We start from the raw sequence: 22,299 nt of genomic DNA, 5'->3' as shown, positions 1-22,299 counted from the left end.
TATGTCAAAAAAAGTGATAGGCCTTGTTTCGACCTTTGCGCCTGGGGACAGCTGGCCCCAGGAAACCATTGACCGTGTTGCGGCCACCCACGAGGTGGTGAAGGCTGCATTGAGGGAGATGGGATATGAGGTAAAGGATGCCGGCAATGTAAACCGCACCATGGAAGACATGGTAAAAGCCGGAAAAGAGCTGCGCTGTATGGGGATTCAGGCACTGGTCCTCTATGTGGGTACCTGGACTTATGCCAATTGTGCCGCGGCACTGGTACGGGAGGCGGGCGTCCCTGTGGTCATCTGGGCTGATGCGGGCGCGGGGACCTGCGGCCTGGTGGGCGGAGCCATTGCCAGAGGGGGAATGGATGAATTCGGATTTCATGCGAATTTGGTGTACGGTCCCTTCGAGGATGCTGCCGCCAGAGAAAAATGCAGAGTCTATCTGGACGCGGCCTGCGCGGTCTCTTCCATGAAGGGAGAAAAGCTGGGACTGGGCGGAGGAACCTGCATGGGAATGGTGACGGCAGTATGCGATCCCAATGTGGTGCGTGAAAAGTTCGGAGTGGAGATTGAGACCTTTGAACAGATGGAGATCATCGCCAGGGCGGAGAAAGTAGACGACGACGAAGCCGAGAAATTTTATAAATGGATCGAAGAAAGCTTCGGAGGCATTGTGACGACTAAGGAAGCTATGATGAAACAGATCAAGCTGTATCTGGCCATGAAGCAGTTCTGCAGGGAGAATAACCTGTCCTTTGTCTCCGCTAAATGTCTGCCGGAGATGGCCAATCAGTATACATCCTTCTGCCTGTGCCATTCCATGATGGGAGACTGTGAAGACGCCTTTGGAAAAAAAGAGAGGATGGTCTTCGGGTGTGAAGCGGATATCAATGCAGCGCTGACCATGGAGCTTCTTCACCATCTGCAGGAAGGACCGGTGATGTTCACAGATCTGTCCCAATATGACTATAAGGATCAGGTGCTGACCACCTGCAACTGCGGGTCCCAGCCTACGGACTTTGCCAGGGATAAGAAGGAAGTCATCTGGGAAAGAGAAGGCGTACATGAACACTATTGGAAATACGGCGGCACATGTCCCCAATACGTGACAAAAGAGGGGCGGGTGACTATGGCGAGGCTGAACCGGAAGCAGGGAGAATATGAGATGCTGATCGTTCCGGCCAATGCTGTGTATTTTGACCGGGAAAAGCTCCGGGAAACCATATGGGAGAGACCCCACGCTTATTTTGAACTGCTCTGTGACAAAGAGACATTTTTTGATGAAGTGCGCTCCAACCATATCCATGTAGTATATGGAGAATATGAAAAGGAGCTGAAAGAAATCTGCAGTATTCTCGGCATCCATGCGGTTTGTCTGGAAGCGGGGAAATGATCATAGTAGCTGCATGAAACAAAAAGCCAATACAGGAGGAAAGACAAAATGAATGAACAGGAATTAAAGGCGTTTATGTGCGATATCGGAAAGCGGATCTATACCAATGGATTTGTGGCCGCGAACGATGGGAATATCACCGTAAAGCTGAACGAAACAGAGTATCTGACCACGCCGACCGGAGTCAGCAAGGGATATCTGACACCGGATATGATCGTGAAAGTGAACGAACAGGGGGAACTGCTGGAAGGCACCTGGAAGCCGTCCTCCGAGGTGAAGGTCCATCTGCGGGTATACAAAGAAAGGCCGGACGTGGGGGCCGTAGTACATGCACATCCGCCTTATGCGACTACGTTCGCTGTGGCACATATCCCCCTGGATAAATATATCCTTCCGGAGGCCGTCTGCGCGTTGGGAGCGGTGCCCATCGTTCCTTATGCGAAGCCCTCCACACAGGAGCTGGCCGATGCCATGATTCCGTTCCTTCAGACGTATGACGCGTTTTTGCTGGAGAATCACGGGACCGTGACCGTAGGAAAAGATTTGACCACCGCGTATTTTAAAACAGAGACGCTGGAGTACAATGCAAAGATCGTTTATCTGGGCATGATGCTTGGAAAACAAAATGAGCTTCCCAGAAAAGAAATCGACAAGCTGGTGGAAATGTACCGGGGCAATAATCCGGGGGCGAAGCACCCGGGCTATGTGAAATTCTGAACATAGACAGTATGGGCAAGACCGGCCGGCGGTGCTTTCCGCCGGCATTGTAAAAGGAGAAACGGATGGAGAAGAAATTCAGGATGGCGGCCCTGGACATAGGAACCTCCAGTGTCCGGACTTTTCTGGCGGAATACGATGGGAGGACGGTAGAAATCCAGGAGAAGGACCGGTTTTACCATGAATCGGTTCCCGTACTTGGACATGAATACTGGAATCTTTTGGGAGTGTTCACCCAAGTGAGAAATGCCCTGCTGGCGGCAGCAAAAGACGCTCCTCTGGACAGTCTGGCCCTGGATTCCTGGGGGACCGATATAACGGCACTGGATCGGAACGGAGAATATCTTTGGGGCGGTATCTGCGCCAGGGACCGGCGGTTTAATGGCCTGAAGGAAGAATTTTTTGAGAGGATTCCGGAAAAAAAGATTTATGAGAGGACAGGTGTCCAGTTCCTGAACTGGAATACACTGTATCTGCTTTATTATCTGGTAAAAGAAAAGCCCTGTATGCTGGAATCCATATCCTGTATGCTGTTCACCCCAGATCTGTTTAATTACTTTCTGACCGCAGAAATGAACGCGGATTATTCCATCGCGTCTACGTCCCAGATGCTGGATCCATGGCGTAAGACCTGGGACGAGACACTTTTGGAGGCGGTGCCGTTTCCCAGGGAAAAACTGCTCCCGGTCACACAGGCCCATATGCTGGGAAAGACAAGGGAGAGCATCCGGGGACGCCGGGTGCCGGTGATGTCAGGATGCAGCCATGATACCGCGGCGGCGGTTGCCGGAGTGCCGGCGGAATCCCAGGATTTTGTGTATATCGTATGCGGCTCCTGGGCGATGATCGGGATTGAATCGGATATTCCCATTGTCAATGAAACTGCGGCGCGGTATCGCTTTACCAATGAAGGGGGATCTGACGGAAGAATCCGCTTCCTCAAAAATGTCATGGGTATGTGGATGATACAGGAATCCAGGCGCCAATGGATACGGGAAGGAAAAGAATTTAGTTTCGGAGAGCTGGCAGAGCTGGGGACTGAATGTGAGCCTTTCCGAAGCGTGATCGATGTGGATGATGCCAGGCTGGTGCCTCCGGGAGATATCCCTGGTGTGATTCGCCGTCTGTGCCTGGAAAACGGACAGCCGGTACCGGAGACTGTGGGACAGGTGATTCGGTGCATAAATGACAGCCTGGCACTTAAATTTAAGGTGATGAAGGAACGGCTGGAGGAATGCAGCGGACGAAGGTTTTCCGTAATCCACATCGTGGCCGGGGGAAGCCAGGACGCGTCTTTATGCCAGGCTATAGCCGATGCGGCCGCGTGCGTGGTGAAGGCTGGGCCGGCGGAAGCCAGCGCATACGGAAATACCTCTGTCCAGCTTCTGGCCGGCAGACTGGCAGGGAGTCTTATGGAGACCAGGGAGATTGTGAGGCGTTCTGTGAAGATCCGGATCTATGAGCCAAAGAAAAATGACAGGATGGAGGAAGCTTTTGAGAACAGCAGAAAGCTGTTTGAACGCATTCACTATTAGGCCTCTGATATGGAAAGGAGCAAAAAATGAGAAAACGGATACAGATTCACGAAGCCGATGACATTATGAAGATCAACCGGATCGTATCTCAGTATACGTATGATATCTGGATTCACAGCAAATCGGGAATGGTCGATGCCAAGTCTCTGCTCGGCATGTTCATCCTCAGCCTGAAGGAAGATATGTTCGTAGTGGTGGAAGATGACATCGACGCCGGAAAGCTCTTTGAAGAGCTTAAGGATTATCTGGAAGAGGAATCATGACAGACCGTGCCCGGCGGTAAGCCGGGGCGGAATGCGGGGGATGGGTTGACCGGAGGACAATATAAGGAGGATTTGAGACGATGGACAGAGAAAAGATACTGGAAGTTCTCCAGGTGGCAAAGCGCCTGGATGAGAAGAACCTGGTGAATGCCTTTGAGGGAAATATATCGACAAAGAAAGACGGCTTGGTCTATATTACTCCGACAGGAAAAAATAAAGCTCTCCTGACTGAAGAGATGGTGGCCGTGATCGATTCGGACGGAAGACAGGTGGGAGGAAATTGTAAACCCACCTCGGAGCTTCCCATGCACATGGAAACATATACTATCCGGGACGATATAGGAGGAGTGGTACACTGCCACCCCACCTTTCTGACTGCTTATGCTCTTTGCTGTAAGCCGGTGGAGACAAGGGCATATCCGGAGATGATGGGGAACTTTGATTACTTTCAGGTGGCTCCTTATGGCCGGCCCGGCACAGAAGACATCCTGAAAGGGGCAATCCCCATTCTTAAGCATCATGATATCGTCATCCTTGGCAACCACGGTGTACTGGCTGTAGGAGCGACGGTGACAGATGCCATGAACAGAGTGGAAGCGGCCGAGGCTATTACGAAGACGGTGTTCATTGCCAATGCCCTGGGCAGGCAGGCAGATCTGAGCCCGGAGGAATGTGACTTTTTCTTCTCTTTGAATCAGAAGTGAGCCGGCCGGAGAGTTAGGCCAATGCCATCGGAACAAGATGCAGACGGAAAGGGCAGAATCTCATGAAACGGAGTTCTGCCCTTTTTACATAATCGGAGGGATATGATGAAGGAAGAATATTTAGCCGTAGACCTGGGGTCCAGCAATGGCAAGATTCTGCTGTCCTCGCTGACAGACAGGAATACAATAGAGATGCGGGAGGTGGGGCGCTTTCCTACTCCCAGAATTTATATGAACGGACATATTTGCATCGATGTCTATGGAATCTATGGGGAGATCTGCCGGACACTGGAAAAGCTGGGGAGAGAAGGTGTAACGATCAGAAGCCTCGGGGCGGATTCCTGGTCCAGCGATTTTGGAATTGTGAATCCTCAGGGGGAATTGGTAGGCCTTCCGGTTTTTTACCGGGATAAACGGACGAACGGCATGCCCGAGGAGGTGGAGAAGAAGATCAGCTACCGGGATCTCTATGATCTGACCACCCAGCGGCGCATTCAGGACGCCACCTTGTGCCAGCTGCTGGCTTTGAAAAAAGAGAGCCCGGAGTTTCTTCAGAACGAAAATCGGATGATGCATCTGGGAGATATCCTGATGTATTTTTTTTCCGGAAAGGTATGCTCAGAATTTTCAGTGGCTTCCTATTCTCAGATGTTCAACATGAGGAACCAATGCTGGGAGGATCGGGTATTTGATCTGTTCGGAATTCCTAAAAGCCTTCAGCCGCCGGTAGTCCATGCCGGTGCGTGCCTGGGGAGGATATCGGAGGAACAGGCCAGATGGTACGGAACAAACCGGTTTGAAGTGGTGGCCCCGGCCGTGCACGATACGTCGTCGGCGGGAGTGGCGGTCCCGGTGGATGGCAGAAGGGATTGGGCCTATATTTCAACTGGAAGCTGGTATCTGGTGAGTATGGAGCTGGAGGAACCGGCGGACAGCGGACTGTCGTACCACTACAATCTTTCCAATACGGGGCTGGCTTTTGGGAAAACACTGCTTAAACGGAATGTATGCGCCATGTGGATCATGCAGGAATGTAAACGGAAATGGGAACAGATGATGGGGATTGATTATGATTATCCGGCTATAGTGGAGTTCGCCCGGTCCGCGGTTCCCTTTTACGCCGTCATCGATACGGATGATAATTGTTTTTATAATCCAGATGACATGACCGAGGCAGTCGCGGCCTATCTCAGACGGACGGGGCAGCCGGAAGTCCGAAGAGACGATGTAGGGCAGATGGCCAGAATCATCTATGAAAGCATCACGTTTAAATGTCTGTATTCCCTGGATGCTTTAAAGCGCACTACAGGAAAGAGGGTTGATACGCTTTATGTAGTGGGGGGAGCCAGCGGCGTGGGTTTTCTGAATGAAATGCTGGCTTCCGCGGCTGATCTGGAAGTGATCGCAGGGCCAAAGGAGGCGGCCGCCATCGGAAATTCTTTGCTGCAGGCAGTGGGGACCGGAGCGCTTGATTCGGAAGAAGAAGTAAGGGAAGTGGTGAGAAACTCCTTTACATTGGAGACTTTTTATCCCAAAAAGGCAGAAGAGTGGAGAAGACACTATCAGGCGTTTCTGGATGTGTGCGGACTGGAACAGTAAAAGATTCAAAAAATCCTTGACATAGAGTGAGGTCCGGATGTTATGCTGTATTAAAAGAGAGCGGAAACGTATACCTTTGAATACCTTTTAAACAAACTTATTTTTGCAAAGCAGAGGGGACAGGAGGAAGTCCGATCCCATCCAGGCGGGTCGCTGGCAGCCGTAACCAGCATCTTTGCGGCCTTCGGTCGGTATTTTCCAACTGACATGGATAAATCGATATTTTTCCATGTCAGATTCCAATAAAAACCTGCATGAAATTCGGTTTTTACCTCCCTGCGGCCGGGAAGATCCTGCCAACGCCTTTGCGGCGCTCCCCTTACGATGGGTTCGGAACGTTCCTCCTGCTCCTCTTTCCGCACCGAAATAAGCTCTCATTTGTTACAAAAGCCATTGAGGCGGCCCACCGCAGCCCCTGCATCGCCAGCGAACCGAAATCGTGACGGTCCGGAACTACTGTCGGTGCTGAACTGGAGCTTGATCAGAGCTGACTAAAAATGATTCCAAAAAGTATTTTGTATCATAGAAAGGCGGGATTCTTATGACAATTGCAGAGGTGAGCAGAAAATATGGCCTTACCGCGGATACTCTCCGCTACTACGAGCGGATTGGTCTGATTCCTCCGGTTCCGCGGACGGGAGGCGGCATTCGGGACTATGACGAAGAGTCCTGCGGATGGATTGAACTGATGAAATGTATGAGAAAAGCAGGGGTTCAAATAGAAGCCTTGATTGAGTATGTGACTCTGTTCCGGAAAGGGGAGGAGACGGCTGATGCCAGAAAAGCGATCCTGATTGAACAGAGAAATCAGCTTATGGACCGCATGGAGGACATACGGACGTCGATTGAACGGCTGGATAAAAAAATCGAGCGGTATGAGAAGGGGTTGATGGCCACGGAAAAGCGGCTGCAGAAGATGCAAAAAAGTCCCAGACCAGAAGCTTAATGGCCTGGAACTTCTGACGGTATTGCGGCTCAGTACATTGATCAGCCGTTTCCGCTGGTGTTAAAGAAAGGCTGCAGAGTTTTTGCGACATCGCTCACAGGCATAGTCTGTAAGATCACATGGCCGGGGCCGGTGATCCTGGTGTTGAAGATGCCTTCGCCGCCCAGAAACATATTTTTCACACCGGGGACCTTTTGGATGTCCAGGCTGCAGGCGGAAGACATGGCGGCCAGATAGCCGGTGTCCACAATAAGCTGCTGACCGGGGGCCAGGTCATATTCTATGGCGGCTCCGTCGATTTCAATGAAAGCCATGCCGTTTCCGGACAGTCGCTGCATGATGAAGCCTTCTCCGCCGAAGAAGCCGGCGCCCAGTTTTTTCTGGAAGAAAACAGACAGATCCACACCGGCGGTGGAGGCCAGGAATCCGGCTTTCTGCACGATCATGTCGTTTCCAGGTGTGATCTCCAACGGCCGGATGGAGCCGGGAAAGCTGGAGGCGAATGCAATCATGCCGGGGCCGCCCTGAGCAGTATAAATGTTTTGAAAAATTGCCTCGCCGGAAAACATCCGTCCGAAGGCTTTGCCGATGCTGCCGCCGCCGCTGGTAGCCATCTGCATATTAGGTGACATCCAGCTCATGGAGCCGCGTTCTGTGATCATCTGTTCATTGGCTTCCAGCTCACAGATGACCACGGGGAGATTGCCTCCCTGAATGTTATATTTCATAAAAATATCCTCCTGATTCAAGTAAGAGATTGTTGACGATTAACAATTTCACTCTATCATGACAGGATACATCCGTCAACTGGAATCCCCGGGGCTTAACGGCCTTTAAGCCGAGAGACGGCCCTTTTCAGAACAGGTCCGACAAGTGCCGTCAGGACGATTTTGGCCGCATCCCCTGGCAGGTAGGGGACGACGCCGGCCATCAGACCTGCGGGGAAGGACAGCTTCATCTGAATGCAGAGCCATACGGTGCCGAACAGATAGCATACGGCAGTTCCCAGTATCATTCCGAGGACCTGAAGAATGTAATTCCTGGAAAAACGGTCGATGAAATATCCGGCGATCAGCGCCATGAACAGGAAACCGACCAGATATCCGCCGGTAGGCCCTGCCAGCTTGCCCGGGCCTCCTGTAAAGCCGGAAAAGACGGGGACTCCAACCAGGCCGATCAGAAGATAGACCAGATAGCTGATGGTTCCGGCTTTCATGCCGAGTACATACAGGGATATATATACGGCCAGATTTGTGAAGGAGATCGGCACAGGGCTGATGGGAAGCGGAATCACCAGGGGAGCGAGTATGCAGGTCACGGCGGTCATCACACCGATCAGCGTCATCTGCATGATGGACAATGCCGGTTTGGTACTCTTTTTTGCGTTGCTTTTTTCCATAGTCAGGGTTCCTCCAAACGTTCTATGTAATAAATAAGACTGCTGACATTATAAAATAGAAGAAATATAATGTCAACCATATTTGAAAATAGATTGACATTCGGGACTCCAGCTTTCTATTGATAATTTTAAATCATTGTGCTATAATCTTAATATATGAAATTTACTATTTCATATTTGAAATAGTAAATACAAAATACATTATACATAACAAAATCGCCGGCACGGGGGTGTTGTGCGGCATGGAAAGAAAGGAAGGTATCATCTATGGCAGAAAAGAACAAGAAACCACTGATCGGCCTCATCGGATTTTCCGACGGGGACCCGGAAGTACACGAGCAGCTCAAGGATGTTGTTCAGAAGCAGGTGGACGTGATCTATGAAGAGCTGACCAAGAGCGGGGAAGTAGACGTGATCGTGGCGGACAGCCTGGTAAACAGTGTAGAATCTGCAAAAAGACTTGCGGAGGATTTGAAATGTAAGGGTGTGGATGGTACGATCTTCTCCTACGGCGTATTCGCATTCCCCAACTTCAGTGCGATCGCGGCCAAGAACGGCAAGGGTCCCTTCCTTCTGGCGGCCAACTTAAACCCCGACTGGCCCGGCATGGTGTCCATGCTCGCCGCAGGCGGAGCTTTAAGCCATATTGGAATCGATCATTTCCGCGTGGCGGGGGATGTACGGGAAAAGGAAGTCTTAAATAAGATCGTTGATTTTGCAAAATGTTCCAAGGTGGTCAGCCGTCTGAACGGAATGAAATACGGTCTTATCGGCGGAAGAAGTCTTGGTATGTACAGTGCTACCGTTGATATGCAGGACTGGGAACGCAACTTCGGCGTGGATATTGAACATATTGATCAGCTGGAAATCGTCCGCCGGGCAGACAATGTCAGTGAGGAGCAGGTAGAGAAGGCATTTAAATGGCTTACCGATAATGTAGGCGAGATCAAATACAATGGCACCAGCTTCACACCTGAAAAGCTGAAGACGCAGATTCGTCATTATGAAGCTACTAAGGAAATCGTAAAGGACAACGACCTGGATTTCATCGGGGTGAAATGTCATTATGAGATGAGCCGTCACTATTGTACTCAGTGCTTATCCGCAGCTTTCATGAATGACCCCTATGACTGGGACGGCCCTAAAAAACCCGTGATCTGTGCCTGCGAAGCGGATTCCGACGCGGCTCTGACCATGGAGATCCTTCATCTTCTGACCGATGATCCGGTCGTGTTCATGGATGTGCGCCACTACGACAAGGATTATGATGTTATGGTATTCTGCAACTGTGGATCTCAGTCTACCTATTACGCAGCTGCTTCTGATGATTACAAAGAGAACCTGGCAAAGACCACGCTTTATCCGGCGCTTCCCATTTATGCCGGCGGCGGCTGCCATGTAAATCTGATGACGAAACCCGGAAAGGCCACCATTGCCAGACTGTGCCGCCGGGAAGGCAAATACCGTATGACCATCATTCCGGCAGAATTTGTAGAGCTGCCCAAAGAAAAAATGGCGGAGACCACGGAAGAATGGCCTCATGTATTTGCAAAGCTTCCCTTTGACCACAGCATTTTCCTGGATAAGTTCGATGCCAACCACTGCCATGCCGTATACGGCGACCAGGTGGAAAAGCTGAAGATGATCTGCCGGATGCTGAATATCGATGTGGATATGATGGGATAATAGAATATGCTTTGAGATTTTTATGCGGAAGCGGGGCGAGGCCCCGCTTCCTTTTGTATCAACGGAAAACCGGTTGGGAATTCCTTGCAGCAGAATTCTTTGTTCATGAATTTATCACGAATTTATAACTTGTACAGTATAGGGAGGTTGTGTTATACTATATGAGATAATTACGGGCAGCGATGGAAAAGTTTGGCAGCTGCATGATGGATACTAGTGAGGGAGATCATGGAGAAAGCAAGACGCGTATTACTGAAGCTCAGCGGTGAGGCTCTGGCAGGGCCGGCCGGAAAAGGGTTTGACGAAGCCACGGTGAAGGCTGTGGCGAAGCAGGTGAAGCCTTCAGCAGAGGAAGGAATAGAAATCGGCGTTGTGATAGGCGGAGGGAACTTCTGGAGAGGACGCTCCAGTAATGCCATAGACCGTCCGAAGGCCGATCAGATCGGAATGCTGGCTACGGTGATGAACTGTATTTACGTATCGGAGATTTTCCGTTCCGAGGGGATGGACACAGAGATTTTCACTCCGTTTGCCTGCGGCACCATGACGAAGCTGTTTTCCAAGGATGCGGCGAACCAGTGCTTCCGGGAAGGTAAGGTCGTGTTCTTTGCAGGAGGGACGGGCCATCCTTACTTTTCCACGGATACGGGCATTGTGCTGAGGGCTATTGAGATGGAGGCGGACCTCATCCTTTTGGCAAAGGCGGTGGACGGAGTATACGACAGCGATCCGAGGACGAATCCGGACGCGAAAAAGTATGATACGGTTTCCATTGGGGAAGTGATCGAGAAAAAGCTGGCGGTGGTAGACCTGACCGCGTCTATCATGTGTATGGAGAACCATATGCCAATGGCAGTGTTCGGGCTGGGCGAAAAAGACAGTATCGGTAAAGCCATGAAAGGCGATATCACAGGCACCGTGGTGACGGTGGATGATAAATAGGGAGGATTCGAATATGGAAGAGAAATTAAAAGTATTTGAAGAGAAAATGGAAAAAGCGGTGAGCGTACTGCGGTCAGAATATGCGTCAATCCGGGCAGGGCGTGCGAACCCTCATGTATTGGATCAGATAACGGTGGATTATTATGGAGTGCCGAGCGGTATCCAGCAGGTAGCCAACGTGTCCGTGCCGGAACCCAGGATGCTTCTTATCCAGCCTTGGGAGAAAAGCCTGATAAAGAATATCGAAAAGGCGATTCAGGTATCTGATCTGGGCATCAATCCCAGCAACGACGGCAGTGTGATTCGTCTGGTATTCCCCGAGATGACAGAGGAGCGCAGAAAAGATCTGGCTAAAGACGTAAAGAAAAAGGGAGATGGGGCGAAGGTGGCGATTCGGAATATCCGTCGTGATGCCAATGATTCCATCAAAAAACAGAACAAGAGCGGAGAGATTTCCGAGGACGAACAGAAGCAGCTGGAAGAAAAGGTGCAGAAGCTGACGGACAAGTTCATCGAGAAGGTGGACAAGGAAATCGAGATCAAGAGCAAAGAGATACTGACCGTATAGGACGCAGGAAGATACCACGAAATCATGAATAGCAGGGGGGCAGGCACAAGAGGTTCCTGCTCCCTTTTCTTCCGCCGGCAGTTTTGTACCGGCGAACGGATATAAAGTTGGAGGATCTATGGCAGAGACAGAGAAAACGGATTGGAAGATACCAAAGCATGTGGCCATTATATTGGACGGCAACGGCAGATGGGCGAAAAAACGGGGTCTGCCCAGGAACATGGGACATGTGGAAGGCTGCAAGGTAGTAGAGCAGACTGTTGAAGACGCGGCGCGGATGGGGATAAAATACCTGACCGTTTATGGCTTTTCCACGGAGAACTGGAAACGTTCTGCGGAAGAAGTGGGGGCTTTGATGCAGCTGTTCCGCTATTATATGAAGCGGCTATTAAAGGTGGCGAAGCGGAATAATGTACGGGTCATCATGATAGGAGAGAGGAGCCGGTTCGACCCGGATATCATTGAAGGTCTGAACCGGCTGGAGAATGAGACGCGGGAGAATACGCAGATGGTATTCACGATCGCGGTAAATTATGGGAGCAGGGACGAGATCACAAGGGCGGTGCGCCGCATGATGGAAGACTGCCGGGACGAGAAGCTGTGCCCCGAAGAGGTGACGGAGAATTTGATCAACAGCTATCTGGATACCAGGGAGCTGCCGGATCCCGACCTCCTCATCCGTACCAGCGGAGAACAGAGGCTGTCCAATTATCTTTTATGGCAGCTGGCGTATACGGAATTCTATTTTACCGATGTTCTTTGGCCGGATTTCAATAAAGAGGAATTGGCCAAAGCCATAGAGAAATACAATGATAGAGACAGACGGTTTGGGGGGGTGTGAAAATGTTCAGGACCAGGTTGATAAGCGGCGTTGTTTTGGTTCTCATTGCCATAGGCCTTTTGACGTTGGGAGGATATGTCCTGGCAGGAGGGCTGCTCCTCATTTCCCTTATCGGTATGTATGAGCTGTACCGGACCGTCGGAATAGAAAAAAGCCTGCTTGGTGCGGTGGGATATGCAATGGCAGCGCTTTACTATCTCATTCTCATTCTTTCGGAAAATCCGGCGGTGGATTCCATGCCGGTGATTTTCTTCGTTGTATTTCTGATTCTTTTGATGGCGGTCTATGTGTTCACATTCCCGCGACATCAGGCAGGACAGGTGATGACTGCTTTCTTCGGGCTGGTATATGTGGCTGTGATGCTGTCCTATATGTACCGGACCAGGGTGATGGAAGGAGGTCAGCTTCTGGTATGGCTGGTGATCTTAAGCTCCTGGGGATGTGATACTTGTGCGTACTGTGTGGGTATGCTCATTGGAAAGCATAAGATGGCGCCTCGTTTGAGCCCAAAGAAATCAGTGGAGGGCGCGGTAGGAGGCATTTTGGGAGCGGGAATCCTGGGCGCCGCTTACGGCGCGGTTTTTGGAAGCGGCATAGGAGCGGAGCTCACTTCTCCGGTCCTGGACTGTGCCATTATCTGTATGGTAGGAGCGGTGATCTCCCAGATCGGAGATCTGGCGGCCTCTGCCATCAAACGGAACCATGATGTGAAGGATTATGGAAAGCTGATTCCAGGTCATGGAGGCATTCTGGACCGGTTTGACAGTGTTATTTTTGTGGCTCCGGCCATTTATTTCACCATTGTTCTGCTGACCCGGGGAATGGAAGCGTTTAAATGGTTTTTATAAGGGCGGCGTATAATAAGTTCATATAACGGAGATAAAGATAAATGAAGAAGATTTCGATATTAGGATCCACCGGCTCCATCGGGACACAGACCTTAGAGGTAGTGCGTGAGAATCCGGATATGCAGGTGACCGCACTGGCGGCCGGGACTAACATAGAGCTTCTGGAGGCACAGGCGAGAGAATTCCGTCCCAGACTGGTGAGTCTCTGGGACGAGGAAAAAGCGAAGGACCTGGCCGTTAAGCTTTCAGATACAGATATCCAGGTGCTGGCCGGGATGGAAGGACTTCTGTCCGCGGCCACGGAGGAAACGGCAGAGATCGTGGTGACCGGAGTGGTGGGCATGATTGGCATCCGGCCTACCATCGCAGCCATTGAGGCGGGGAAGGATATTGCCTTAGCCAATAAGGAAACGCTTGTGACGGCGGGGCATCTGATCATGCCGCTGGCGAAAAAGGCCGGCGTGAGAATCCTTCCGGTGGACAGTGAACACAGCGCTATTTTTCAGTCCCGGAACGGGGAAGAAGGAAATAAAATAGAGAAGATTCTCCTGACAGCTTCGGGAGGACCCTTCCGAGGCTTCACGAGAAAACAGATGGAAGGAATACGGCTTCAGGACGCGCTGAAGCATCCGAACTGGTCTATGGGACACAAGGTGACGATCGATTCCTCCACATTGGTGAACAAAGGGCTGGAGGTTATGGAAGCGAAATGGCTGTTTGATGTGGAGCTTTCCGACGTACAGGTGGTGGTACAGCCTCAGAGCATCATCCATTCCATGGTCCAGTATGAGGATGGAGCGGTGATTGCCCAGATGGGGACTCCGGATATGAAGCTGCCGATCCAGTATGCGCTTTTATACCCGGAACGGCGGCACATGAATGGAGAACGGCTGGATTTCTGGAGTATTCGTTCCATAGAATTTGAGGCGCCGGATCTTGAAAATTTCCCTGGGCTCTCCATGGCCTATGAGGCCGGAGAAAAGGGCGGCACGATGCCGGCCGTGTTCAACGCGGCCAATGAATGGGCGGTGGCGGCATTCTTACGGCAGAAAATCGGATATTTGCAGATTACGGATATTATAGAAGCCGCGATGGCCCACCATAAGCGGCAGGAGAACCCTGGACTGGAAGAAATCCTTCAGGCAGAAGCAGAGACATATTCCTATATTGAAGACAGGTGGTAGAAAGCATGATCTTAAACATTGTGCTGGCACTTCTGGTGTTCAGCATCCTGGTGGTGTCCCATGAATTCGGACATTTCCTTTTGGCAAAGAAAAACGGTATCGGTGTCGTGGAGTTTTCTGTGGGCATGGGTCCCCGGATCATAAGCGGCGTAAAGGGCGGGACCAGATATTCCCTGAAGGCGATCCCATTTGGCGGTTCCTGCCAGATGGTCGGGGAAGACGATGAGGATGAAAGTGAGGATTCTTTCAACAGTAAATCTCCTCTTGCCAGGTTTGCGGTGGTGGCAGGCGGACCGATTTTTAATTTCCTGTTGGCACTTGTGCTTTCCATTGTGGTGCTGAGCCTGGCCGGAGTGAATGAGCCGAGAGTGTATTATGTGTCGGAAGAATACGGCGCCGCCAAGGCAGGTCTTGAAGAAGGAGACTTGATAAAGGCCATTGACGGCCATAAGATCACGCTCGGGCGGGACATCGAGCTTTATTTCCTGAACCATCCGATGGACGGTTCCCCTCTCACGATCACTTATGAACGGGATGGAGAGACTCATACCACAGAACTTGACCCGACATATGAATCCTATATGACCGGTTTTTCCTATTATGCCACGGAAGAACCGGCTGAGATTACCAGCCTGGTAGAAGGTCTGGATATGGAGAAGAACGGTGCGAAGGTAGGAGATACTATTACGGCGATAGACGGGATTCCGATCGCCAGCGGTACGGCGCTTCAGACATATTTTGAAGAACATCCTCTCAGTAAGGATAAGGCGGTGACGATCACCTGCGAACGGGATGGAGAGAGCTTCGACCTGACGGTGACGCCTGCATATTATAAATCCAATACCCTGGGAATGGAAGCGGTCGGCTACCGGAATAAGAACGCGGGAGCGCTTTCTGTGATCAGAAGCAGCTTTTCGGAAGTGCGGTATTGGATGAGTTATACACTCACTTCTCTTAAGATGCTGGTCACCGGAAAGGTGGGCGTGGATGATCTGTCAGGCCCTGTTGGGATTGTGAACATGGTCGGAGAAGTTGTGGAGCAGAGCAAGCCGGACGGAATTCTATATGTGTTCCTGAACCTGATGAATTTCAGTATCCTGCTCAGTGTGAACCTGGGCGTACTGAACCTTCTGCCGCTGCCGGCTTTGGACGGCGGCCGCCTGGTGTTCATTCTCATAGAGATAATCCGCGGAAAACCTGTGCCAAGGGAGAAAGAAGGAATGGTGCACACCATCGGAATCGTGCTTTTGATGGCGCTCATGGTATTTGTCCTGTTCAATGATGTCCTGAAGATCGTCCGCTGACCGGCAAACGGCGCGGCAGACAGAAGATACGCAGTGTGGAGGAATATGCTATGGCATATCGGGATAATACAAAGAGAATCCGGATTGGAAACAGAGAGATCGGCGGCGGCAGCCCGGTCCTGATTCAGTCCATGACCAATACGAGGACGGAAGATATTGCCGCTACCGTGTCTCAAATCCACAGACTGGAAGAAGCCGGCTGCGAGATCATCCGCTGTGCGGTGCCGACTATGGAAGCGGCCCGCGCTCTGAAAGAGATCAAGAAGCAGATATCCATCCCGTTGGTGGCAGATATTCATTTTGATTATCGGCTGGCGATAGCCGCAGTGGAAAACGGAGCGGATAAAATTCGCATCAATCCGGGAAACATCGGTTCCAGAGAGCGGGTAGAAGCCGTCGTAAACGCCGCGGAGGAGAGGCATGTTCCCATCCGTGTCGGTGTGAACAGTGGTTCCCTGGAGAAGGAGCTCATAGCGAAATACAGAGGTGTTACGGCGGAAGGCCTTGTGGAGAGCGCTTTAGATAAGGCGCGTCTGATAGAGGACATGGGGTACGACAACCTGGTGATCAGCATCAAGTCCTCCGATGTGCTCATGTGTGCCAGAGCCCACGAGCTGATAGCAGAAAGGACGTCATATCCGCTGCATGTGGGAATCACGGAAGCCGGCACGCTGCATTCGGGGAATATTAAATCGTCGCTGGGCCTGGGCATCATCCTGTATCAGGGAATCGGCGATACGATTCGGGTATCCCTCACCGGAGATCCGGTGGAGGAAGTGAGGTCGGCAAGACAGATCCTCCGCACCATGGGACTCAGGAAGGGCGGCATCGAAGTGGTGTCTTGTCCTACCTGCGGCCGGACCAAGATCGATCTGATCGGTCTGGCAAATCAGGTGGAGACCATGGTATCCGGCATGGATGACCTGGAGCTTAAGGTGGCGGTTATGGGCTGCGTGGTCAACGGACCGGGAGAAGCGAGAGAGGCGGATATAGGGATTGCCGGAGGTATCGGCGAAGGTCTTTTGATCAAAAAAGGCGAGGTCGTTCGGAAGGTTCCTGAGAAGGAGCTGCTGTCGGTACTTAAGGACGAGCTGCTGCATTGGAAGAGGTAGCCGCGGCATAACAGGGCCGCGAATGGCAGGGAGTGCGGATAATGGGAAAGAAATTCTGGGAGGTCATTCCCCAGCTGCAGGTTTCGGACGAAATGAGGGAGCTTTTGGAGCTGGTCACCATAGAAAAGGTGGTGGCCAACAAGGACAGAAGCTCCATCCGTATTTATATCGTCTCCGAAAGGCTGATACATAAAAGAAATATCTACATATTGGAAGCGAGCATAAAAAAGCAGCTGTTCGGCGGCTATGAGACAGAGATCAAGATACAGGAGACATACCGTCTGTCGGCTCAGTATAATCCGGAAAAGCTGATGCGGGTTTACCGGGACAGCATTCTTTTGGAACTGAAGATGTACAGCCTCATCGAATATAATGTCTTTCGGAAGGCTCAGTGGGAATTTCCGGAGGAGGACATTCTGACGCTGGAGGTGGAGAACGATATTGTCACCAAGAGCAAAGTGGATGAGCTGAAGCGGGTGCTGGAAAAGGTATTCAACGAACGCTGCGGCTTTGGAATAGAGGTCCGCTATCTCTATAAGGAATGCCGGCTGGGACAGCATGAAAAGGAAAAAGAACAGCTTACGAAAAAGCAGGCTGCCCAGGTAGTGCGGCAGTCTTCTTTTGCTACGGCAGAAGAAGAAAAATTGAAGGAGCTGGATGAAAAGAATGAGCCCGCGGTGGAGGAGAAGAAGCCGGCGCCCAGGACAGCCGTGAAAAAGGGAGGCTATTTTGGCAGAAGGAGCAAAATGCGTCACGACGACGTCCTATTCGGATATGACTTTGACGATGGAGAAGAGGTATCCTTAGACCAGGTTATCGGCGAGATGGGCGAGGTGGTCATCTGCGGGAAGGTACTCCGCCTGGAGGAAAGGGAGCTTCGCAGCGGTAAGACCATCATGATCTTTGATGTCACGGATTTTACCGATACGATTACCGTGAAGATGTTTATCAAGCCGGAGATGCTCGGTGAGGTCCGCGGCTTCTTAAAGACAGGGATATTCCTCAAGATCAAAGGAATCACCAATATTGACAAGTTTGACGGAGAGCTTACGATCGCGTCGGTCACCGGGATTCGGAAGGCGTCTGATTTCACCTCCAAAAGACAGGACAACAGCGATGTAAAACGGGTAGAGCTTCACTGCCATACAAAGATGAGCGACATGGACGGTGTTTCGGACGTAAAGGATCTGATAAAACGGGCCCGGTCCTGGGGAATGCCGGCCATGGCCATCACCGATCATGGCTGTGTACAGGCGTTTCCGGACGCGTTCCATACCTTCGATTATAATCAGTTTGAGACTATTAAGACAGACCCGTTTAAGGTGATATATGGCGTGGAGGGATATCTGGTAGACGATTTGAAGGACGTGGTGGTGCGTTCGGAAAACCAATCTCTTCTGGATACTTATGTGGTGTTCGACATCGAGACGACAGGCCTCAGCGCCACGAAAAACAGAATCATCGAGATCGGCGCGGTAAAGGTAGTGAACGGGGAGATCAACGATCGGTTTTCCGCTTTTGTAAATCCGGAGCTTCCCATACCCTTTGAGATTGAAAAGCTGACCGGTATCAATGACAGCATGGTCATCGGGAAACCGACCATTGAAACGGTCCTTCCACAGTTTTTGGAATTTTGCGGAAATTCTGTCATGGTGGCCCATAACGCGTCCTTTGACATGAGCTTTATTGAGCACAACTCAGGGCTTCTCGGTATGAATTATAAACCGACTGTCGTGGATACGGTGACCCTGGCCAGGATCCTTCTTCCGGAGCTTAAGCGGTATAAGCTGGACACGGTAGCAAAAGCCTTGGGTGTATCCTTGGAGAATCACCATAGGGCGGTGGATGATGCAGAGGCGACGGCACATATTTTTGTGGCTTTTGTGGAAAAGCTCCGTAAGAAAAATGTAGAGACTCTGGACGGAGTAAATGAGCTGGGCAGTATGTCCGTGGACAATATCCGGAAAATGCCTACCTATCATGTGATCATCTTGGCCAAGAACGATACGGGGCGCGTGAACCTGTATAAGCTCATCTCCATGTCTCATCTGACCTATTTTGCCAGAAGGCCCAGAATTCCCAAAAGTGAGCTCGCAAAGCACAGGGAGGGCCTGATCATCGGCTCGGCCTGTGAAGCAGGAGAGCTGTTTCAGGCGGTCCTGGGAGGAGCGCCCGACGAGGAGCTGGCGCGCCTGGTGAAATTTTATGATTACCTGGAGGTCCAGCCCATTGCCAATAATGCTTTTATGCTGAGGGAAGGCAAGCACGGAATCAAGAGTGAAGAGGATCTGCAGAACCTGAACCTTAAGATCATTGAACTGGGAGAGCAGTTCAAGAAACCGGTAGTCGCTACCTGCGACGTACATTTTCTGAATCCGGAGGATGAGATTTACCGGAGGATCATCATGGCGGGCCAGGGATTTTCGGATTGCGATAACCAGGCGCCCTTATATCTGCGGACAACGGAGGAGATGCTTAAAGAATTCGCTTATCTGAGCCCGGAGAAGGCCTATGAGATCGTGGTGGCCAACAGCAACAAAATTGCCGATATGTGTGAGAGGATTGCTCCGGTGAGGCCGGACAAGTGCCCTCCTGTTATTGAAAATTCTGATGTGGAGCTTCGTACCATGTGCTATGAAAAGGCGAAGTCCATCTACGGAAACCCGCTGCCGGAGGTAGTGGAGGAGCGTCTGGAAAGAGAGCTTCATTCCATCATCACCAATGGCTTTGCCGTCATGTATATCATCGCGCAGAAGCTGGTGCATAAGTCCAATGAGGATGGCTATCTGGTCGGCTCCCGTGGTTCTGTGGGTTCCTCCTTTGTGGCCACCATGTCGGGAATCACGGAGGTGAATCCTCTTTCACCTCATTATTATTGTGAGAACTGCCATTACAGTGAATTTGATTCAGAGGATGTGAAAAAATTCAGCGGCGGAGCAGGATGCGACATGCCTGACAAGGACTGCCCCGTCTGCGGCAGGCCGCTTAAGAAAAACGGATTCGACATCCCCTTTGAGACGTTCCTGGGATTTAAAGGAGACAAGGAGCCGGATATCGACCTGAACTTCTCAGGGGATTATCAGAGCAAGGCCCATGCCTATACGGAAGTGATATTCGGGAAGGGACATACCTTCCGGGCGGGCACCATCGGCACCCTGGCGGATAAGACGGCTTTCGGCTATGTGAAGAAGTATTTCGAAGAGCGGGGGACAAGAAAGAGAAATGCGGAGATCAACAGGATCGTTTTAGGCTGCGTGGGCGTCAGAAGGACGACGGGGCAGCATCCCGGAGGCATCGTGGTCATGCCCCATGGAGAGGAAATCAATTCCTTTACGCCGATTCAGCATCCGGCCAATGATATGACCACAGATATCGTCACCACACATTTTGACTATCATTCCATCGACCATAACCTGCTCAAGCTGGATATCCTCGGACACGATGATCCTACCATGATCCGAATGCTGGAGGATCTGACGGGACTGGACGCGAAGGAAATTCCTCTGGACTGTAAGGAAGTCATGAGCCTGTTTCAGAACACCAGCGCCCTCAAGATAAATCCAGAGGATATCGGCGGCTGCAGGCTGGGAGCGCTGGGAATCCCGGAATTCGGGACGGATTTTGCCATGCAGATGCTTATTGACGCAAAGCCCACCTGCTTTTCTGACCTGGTCCGGATCTCCGGCCTTTCCCATGGCACGGATGTTTGGCTGGGCAACGCGCAGGATCTGATCCTCAGCGGGCAGGCGACGATTCAGACCGCTATCTGTACCCGTGACGATATCATGATCTATCTGATCCACATGGGAATGGACAAGAGCCTTTCCTTTACCATTATGGAAGCTGTCCGGAAGGGCAAGGGGCTTAAGCCGGAGTGGGAAAAAGCCATGAAAGAGTCTGGAGTGCCCGACTGGTATGTGAGCTCCTGTAAGAAGATCAAATACATGTTCCCCAAGGCGCATGCGGCGGCTTATGTCATGATGGCCTGGCGGATCGCGTACTGCAAGGTGTTTTATCCTCTCGCGTACTATGCGGCGTTTTTCAGCATCCGCGCATCCGGATTCTCTTATGAGATCATGTGCCAGGGGCGGGACAAGCTGGAATATTACCTGCAGGATTATAAAAATCGTTCGGATACCCTTTCTAAAAAGGAGCAGGATACCCTCCGCGACATGCGGATCGTACAGGAAATGTATGCCAGAGGATTTGAGTTTGTGCCCATCGATATATATCAGGCGAAGGCGGACAAATTCCAGATCATCGACGGGAAACTGATGCCGTCTCTGAGCTCCATCGACGGGCTGGGGGGCAAGGCCGCCGACGCCGTTGTGGAAGCGGTGGAGGCAGGAGAGCGGTTTTTGTCTCTGGAAGACTTTTGGCAGAAGACGAAGGTGCCGAAGACTACCATTGATCTGATGGCGGATATGGGTATCTTCGGAGACCTTCCGAAGAGCAATCAGCTGTCACTCTTTGATCTGTAGGCTTTGCCTTTACGGAAAAACAGGTTTGTGGTATGATGAATGAGATACGAAAACAGGACCGGGATACAGGAGGTTTTCCATGGATTGTAAAAAAGAATGCTGCAATTGCGGAAAGATGAAGCACCGCGATGAAAAAGAATATAAGGATCTGATTCACCGTTTGAACCGGATGGAGGGACAGATTCGCGGAATCCGGTCCATGGTGGAGGAAGAACGGTATTGCGTGGATATCCTGACGCAGGTGCAGGCGGTGAGCTCCGCGCTCAATGCCTTTAACAGGACGCTTTTGTCCAACCATATCAAGACCTGCGTTGTGGAGGACATTCGGGACGGAAAAGAGGCATCTGTGGACGAGTTGTGTAAGACGATTCAGAAGCTGATGAAATAAATTGCTTTATATGAGAACCGGGACGAGGCTGAAAAGAAGCAGTTTCTGCTTCTTTCCGTCTCTGGTTCTCCCAGTCTTTTTGATAGGAAAACGGAGAGAAAATATTTTTAAAGAAGTTGCAATTATTTTCTTGACAATTCATATAATTTAGGATATACTCACATAGGTATCGAGGCGTGGCTCAGTTTGGTAGAGCGCCGTGTTCGGGACGCGGAGGCCGCAAGTTCGAATCTTGTCGCCTCGATTTTTTCCCGGGTACTGATGATATGGCCTGTTGGTCAAGCGGTTAAGACGCCGCCCTCTCACGGCGGAAACAGGGGTTCGATTCCCCTACAGGCTACTAAAAGTTGTTTTTGAAAATTCTCAGCGGTGTGCTGAGTTTTTTTTATGGGAAA

At 51.1% G+C, this 22,299-nt stretch carries 19 protein-coding genes and 2 tRNA genes; 19 read left to right on the top strand and 2 right to left on the bottom strand.

Annotated features, from left to right (window positions below; all coding sequences use genetic code 11):
- Position 1 precedes the first annotated feature (1 nt).
- The 7 genes from LQE92_RS03235 to LQE92_RS03205 all read left to right on the top strand — a co-directional run bounded on the left by LQE92_RS03235 (position 2) and on the right by LQE92_RS03205 (position 7,151).
- Positions 2 to 1,387 (top strand): hypothetical protein, encoded by a 1,386-nt coding sequence (locus LQE92_RS03235; protein ID WP_231061552.1) that lies wholly within the window; start codon positions 2 to 4, stop codon positions 1,385 to 1,387.
- A gap of 48 nt (positions 1,388 to 1,435) precedes the next feature.
- Positions 1,436 to 2,104 (top strand): class II aldolase/adducin family protein, encoded by a 669-nt coding sequence (locus tag LQE92_RS03230; RefSeq protein WP_231061551.1) that lies wholly within the window; start codon positions 1,436 to 1,438, stop codon positions 2,102 to 2,104.
- Between the two features lie 65 nt (positions 2,105 to 2,169).
- A complete protein-coding gene (locus LQE92_RS03225; RefSeq protein WP_231061550.1) occupies positions 2,170 to 3,639 on the top strand; it encodes a rhamnulokinase in 1,470 nt (489 codons plus the stop codon).
- 26 nt (positions 3,640 to 3,665) lie between these two features.
- Positions 3,666 to 3,902 (top strand): HPr family phosphocarrier protein, encoded by a 237-nt coding sequence (locus LQE92_RS03220; protein WP_231061549.1) that lies wholly within the window; start codon positions 3,666 to 3,668, stop codon positions 3,900 to 3,902.
- An 80-nt stretch (positions 3,903 to 3,982) separates the two neighbouring features.
- On the top strand, positions 3,983 to 4,606 hold the full coding sequence (locus LQE92_RS03215; RefSeq protein ID WP_231061548.1) for a class II aldolase/adducin family protein: 624 nt from the start codon (positions 3,983 to 3,985) through the stop codon (positions 4,604 to 4,606).
- Between the two features lie 102 nt (positions 4,607 to 4,708).
- On the top strand, positions 4,709 to 6,205 hold the full coding sequence (locus LQE92_RS03210; protein ID WP_231061547.1) for a rhamnulokinase: 1,497 nt from the start codon (positions 4,709 to 4,711) through the stop codon (positions 6,203 to 6,205).
- Positions 6,206 to 6,746: 541 nt separating this feature from the next.
- Positions 6,747 to 7,151, top strand: coding sequence for a MerR family transcriptional regulator (locus LQE92_RS03205; protein ID WP_231061546.1), 405 nt, complete (start codon positions 6,747 to 6,749; stop codon positions 7,149 to 7,151).
- A gap of 41 nt (positions 7,152 to 7,192) precedes the next feature.
- Here LQE92_RS03205 and LQE92_RS03200 read toward each other — a convergent pair whose 3' ends face one another.
- Positions 7,193 to 7,879: a TIGR00266 family protein gene (locus tag LQE92_RS03200; RefSeq protein ID WP_231061545.1), complete on the bottom strand. Its 687-nt coding sequence runs from the start codon at positions 7,877 to 7,879 to the stop codon at positions 7,193 to 7,195.
- A 95-nt stretch (positions 7,880 to 7,974) separates the two neighbouring features.
- Positions 7,975 to 8,550: a biotin transporter BioY gene (locus LQE92_RS03195; RefSeq protein ID WP_231061544.1), complete on the bottom strand. Its 576-nt coding sequence runs from the start codon at positions 8,548 to 8,550 to the stop codon at positions 7,975 to 7,977.
- Positions 8,551 to 8,817: 267 nt separating this feature from the next.
- On the opposite strand from LQE92_RS03195, the gene LQE92_RS03190 reads away from it, so the two are divergent.
- The 12 genes from LQE92_RS03190 (at position 8,818) to LQE92_RS03135 (ending at position 22,244) form a co-directional block, all read left to right on the top strand.
- A complete protein-coding gene (locus LQE92_RS03190) occupies positions 8,818 to 10,236 on the top strand; it encodes an L-fucose/L-arabinose isomerase family protein (protein WP_231061543.1) in 1,419 nt (472 codons plus the stop codon).
- A gap of 228 nt (positions 10,237 to 10,464) precedes the next feature.
- On the top strand, positions 10,465 to 11,178 hold the full coding sequence (gene pyrH / locus LQE92_RS03185) for a UMP kinase (protein WP_231061542.1): 714 nt from the start codon (positions 10,465 to 10,467) through the stop codon (positions 11,176 to 11,178).
- 13 nt (positions 11,179 to 11,191) lie between these two features.
- Positions 11,192 to 11,746 carry a ribosome recycling factor gene (gene frr, locus LQE92_RS03180; protein ID WP_231061541.1) on the top strand — a complete coding sequence of 185 codons (555 nt, stop codon included), beginning with the start codon at positions 11,192 to 11,194 and terminating at the stop codon, positions 11,744 to 11,746.
- Between the two features lie 118 nt (positions 11,747 to 11,864).
- Positions 11,865 to 12,587, top strand: a complete 723-nt coding sequence (locus tag LQE92_RS03175) for an isoprenyl transferase (protein ID WP_231061540.1) — start codon at positions 11,865 to 11,867, stop codon at positions 12,585 to 12,587.
- A gap of 2 nt (positions 12,588 to 12,589) precedes the next feature.
- Entirely contained in the window at positions 12,590 to 13,435 is an 846-nt protein-coding gene (locus LQE92_RS03170) for a phosphatidate cytidylyltransferase (protein ID WP_231061539.1), read from the top strand.
- A 41-nt stretch (positions 13,436 to 13,476) separates the two neighbouring features.
- Positions 13,477 to 14,619, top strand: a complete 1,143-nt coding sequence (locus LQE92_RS03165) for a 1-deoxy-D-xylulose-5-phosphate reductoisomerase (protein ID WP_231061538.1) — start codon at positions 13,477 to 13,479, stop codon at positions 14,617 to 14,619.
- Between the two features lie 5 nt (positions 14,620 to 14,624).
- The gene (rseP, locus tag LQE92_RS03160) at positions 14,625 to 15,923 is read left to right on the top strand and encodes an RIP metalloprotease RseP (RefSeq protein ID WP_231061537.1); all 1,299 of its coding nucleotides are present in this window, start codon (positions 14,625 to 14,627) and stop codon (positions 15,921 to 15,923) included.
- Positions 15,924 to 15,958: 35 nt separating this feature from the next.
- The gene (gene ispG, locus LQE92_RS03155; protein WP_331001224.1) at positions 15,959 to 17,035 is read left to right on the top strand and encodes a flavodoxin-dependent (E)-4-hydroxy-3-methylbut-2-enyl-diphosphate synthase; all 1,077 of its coding nucleotides are present in this window, start codon (positions 15,959 to 15,961) and stop codon (positions 17,033 to 17,035) included.
- Between the two features lie 41 nt (positions 17,036 to 17,076).
- Complete coding sequence (locus LQE92_RS03150) at positions 17,077 to 21,516, top strand: PolC-type DNA polymerase III (protein WP_231061535.1); 4,440 nt, start codon at positions 17,077 to 17,079, stop codon at positions 21,514 to 21,516.
- Between the two features lie 79 nt (positions 21,517 to 21,595).
- On the top strand, positions 21,596 to 21,904 hold the full coding sequence (locus LQE92_RS03145; protein WP_147597340.1) for a metal-sensing transcriptional repressor: 309 nt from the start codon (positions 21,596 to 21,598) through the stop codon (positions 21,902 to 21,904).
- Positions 21,905 to 22,074: 170 nt separating this feature from the next.
- Positions 22,075 to 22,148 (top strand) — tRNA-Pro (locus LQE92_RS03140).
- A 24-nt stretch (positions 22,149 to 22,172) separates the two neighbouring features.
- Positions 22,173 to 22,244: transfer RNA gene (locus tag LQE92_RS03135), tRNA-Glu, on the top strand.
- The last annotated feature ends 55 nt before the right edge of the window (positions 22,245 to 22,299 follow it).

The organism is Lientehia hominis, assembly GCF_021044755.1.
In the GTDB taxonomy this organism is placed as follows: Bacteria; Bacillota; Clostridia; order Lachnospirales; family Lachnospiraceae; genus Lientehia; species Lientehia hominis.
Note: the sequence above shows the minus strand (reverse complement) of the source record. Positions and strands in the feature narration are given on the sequence as shown.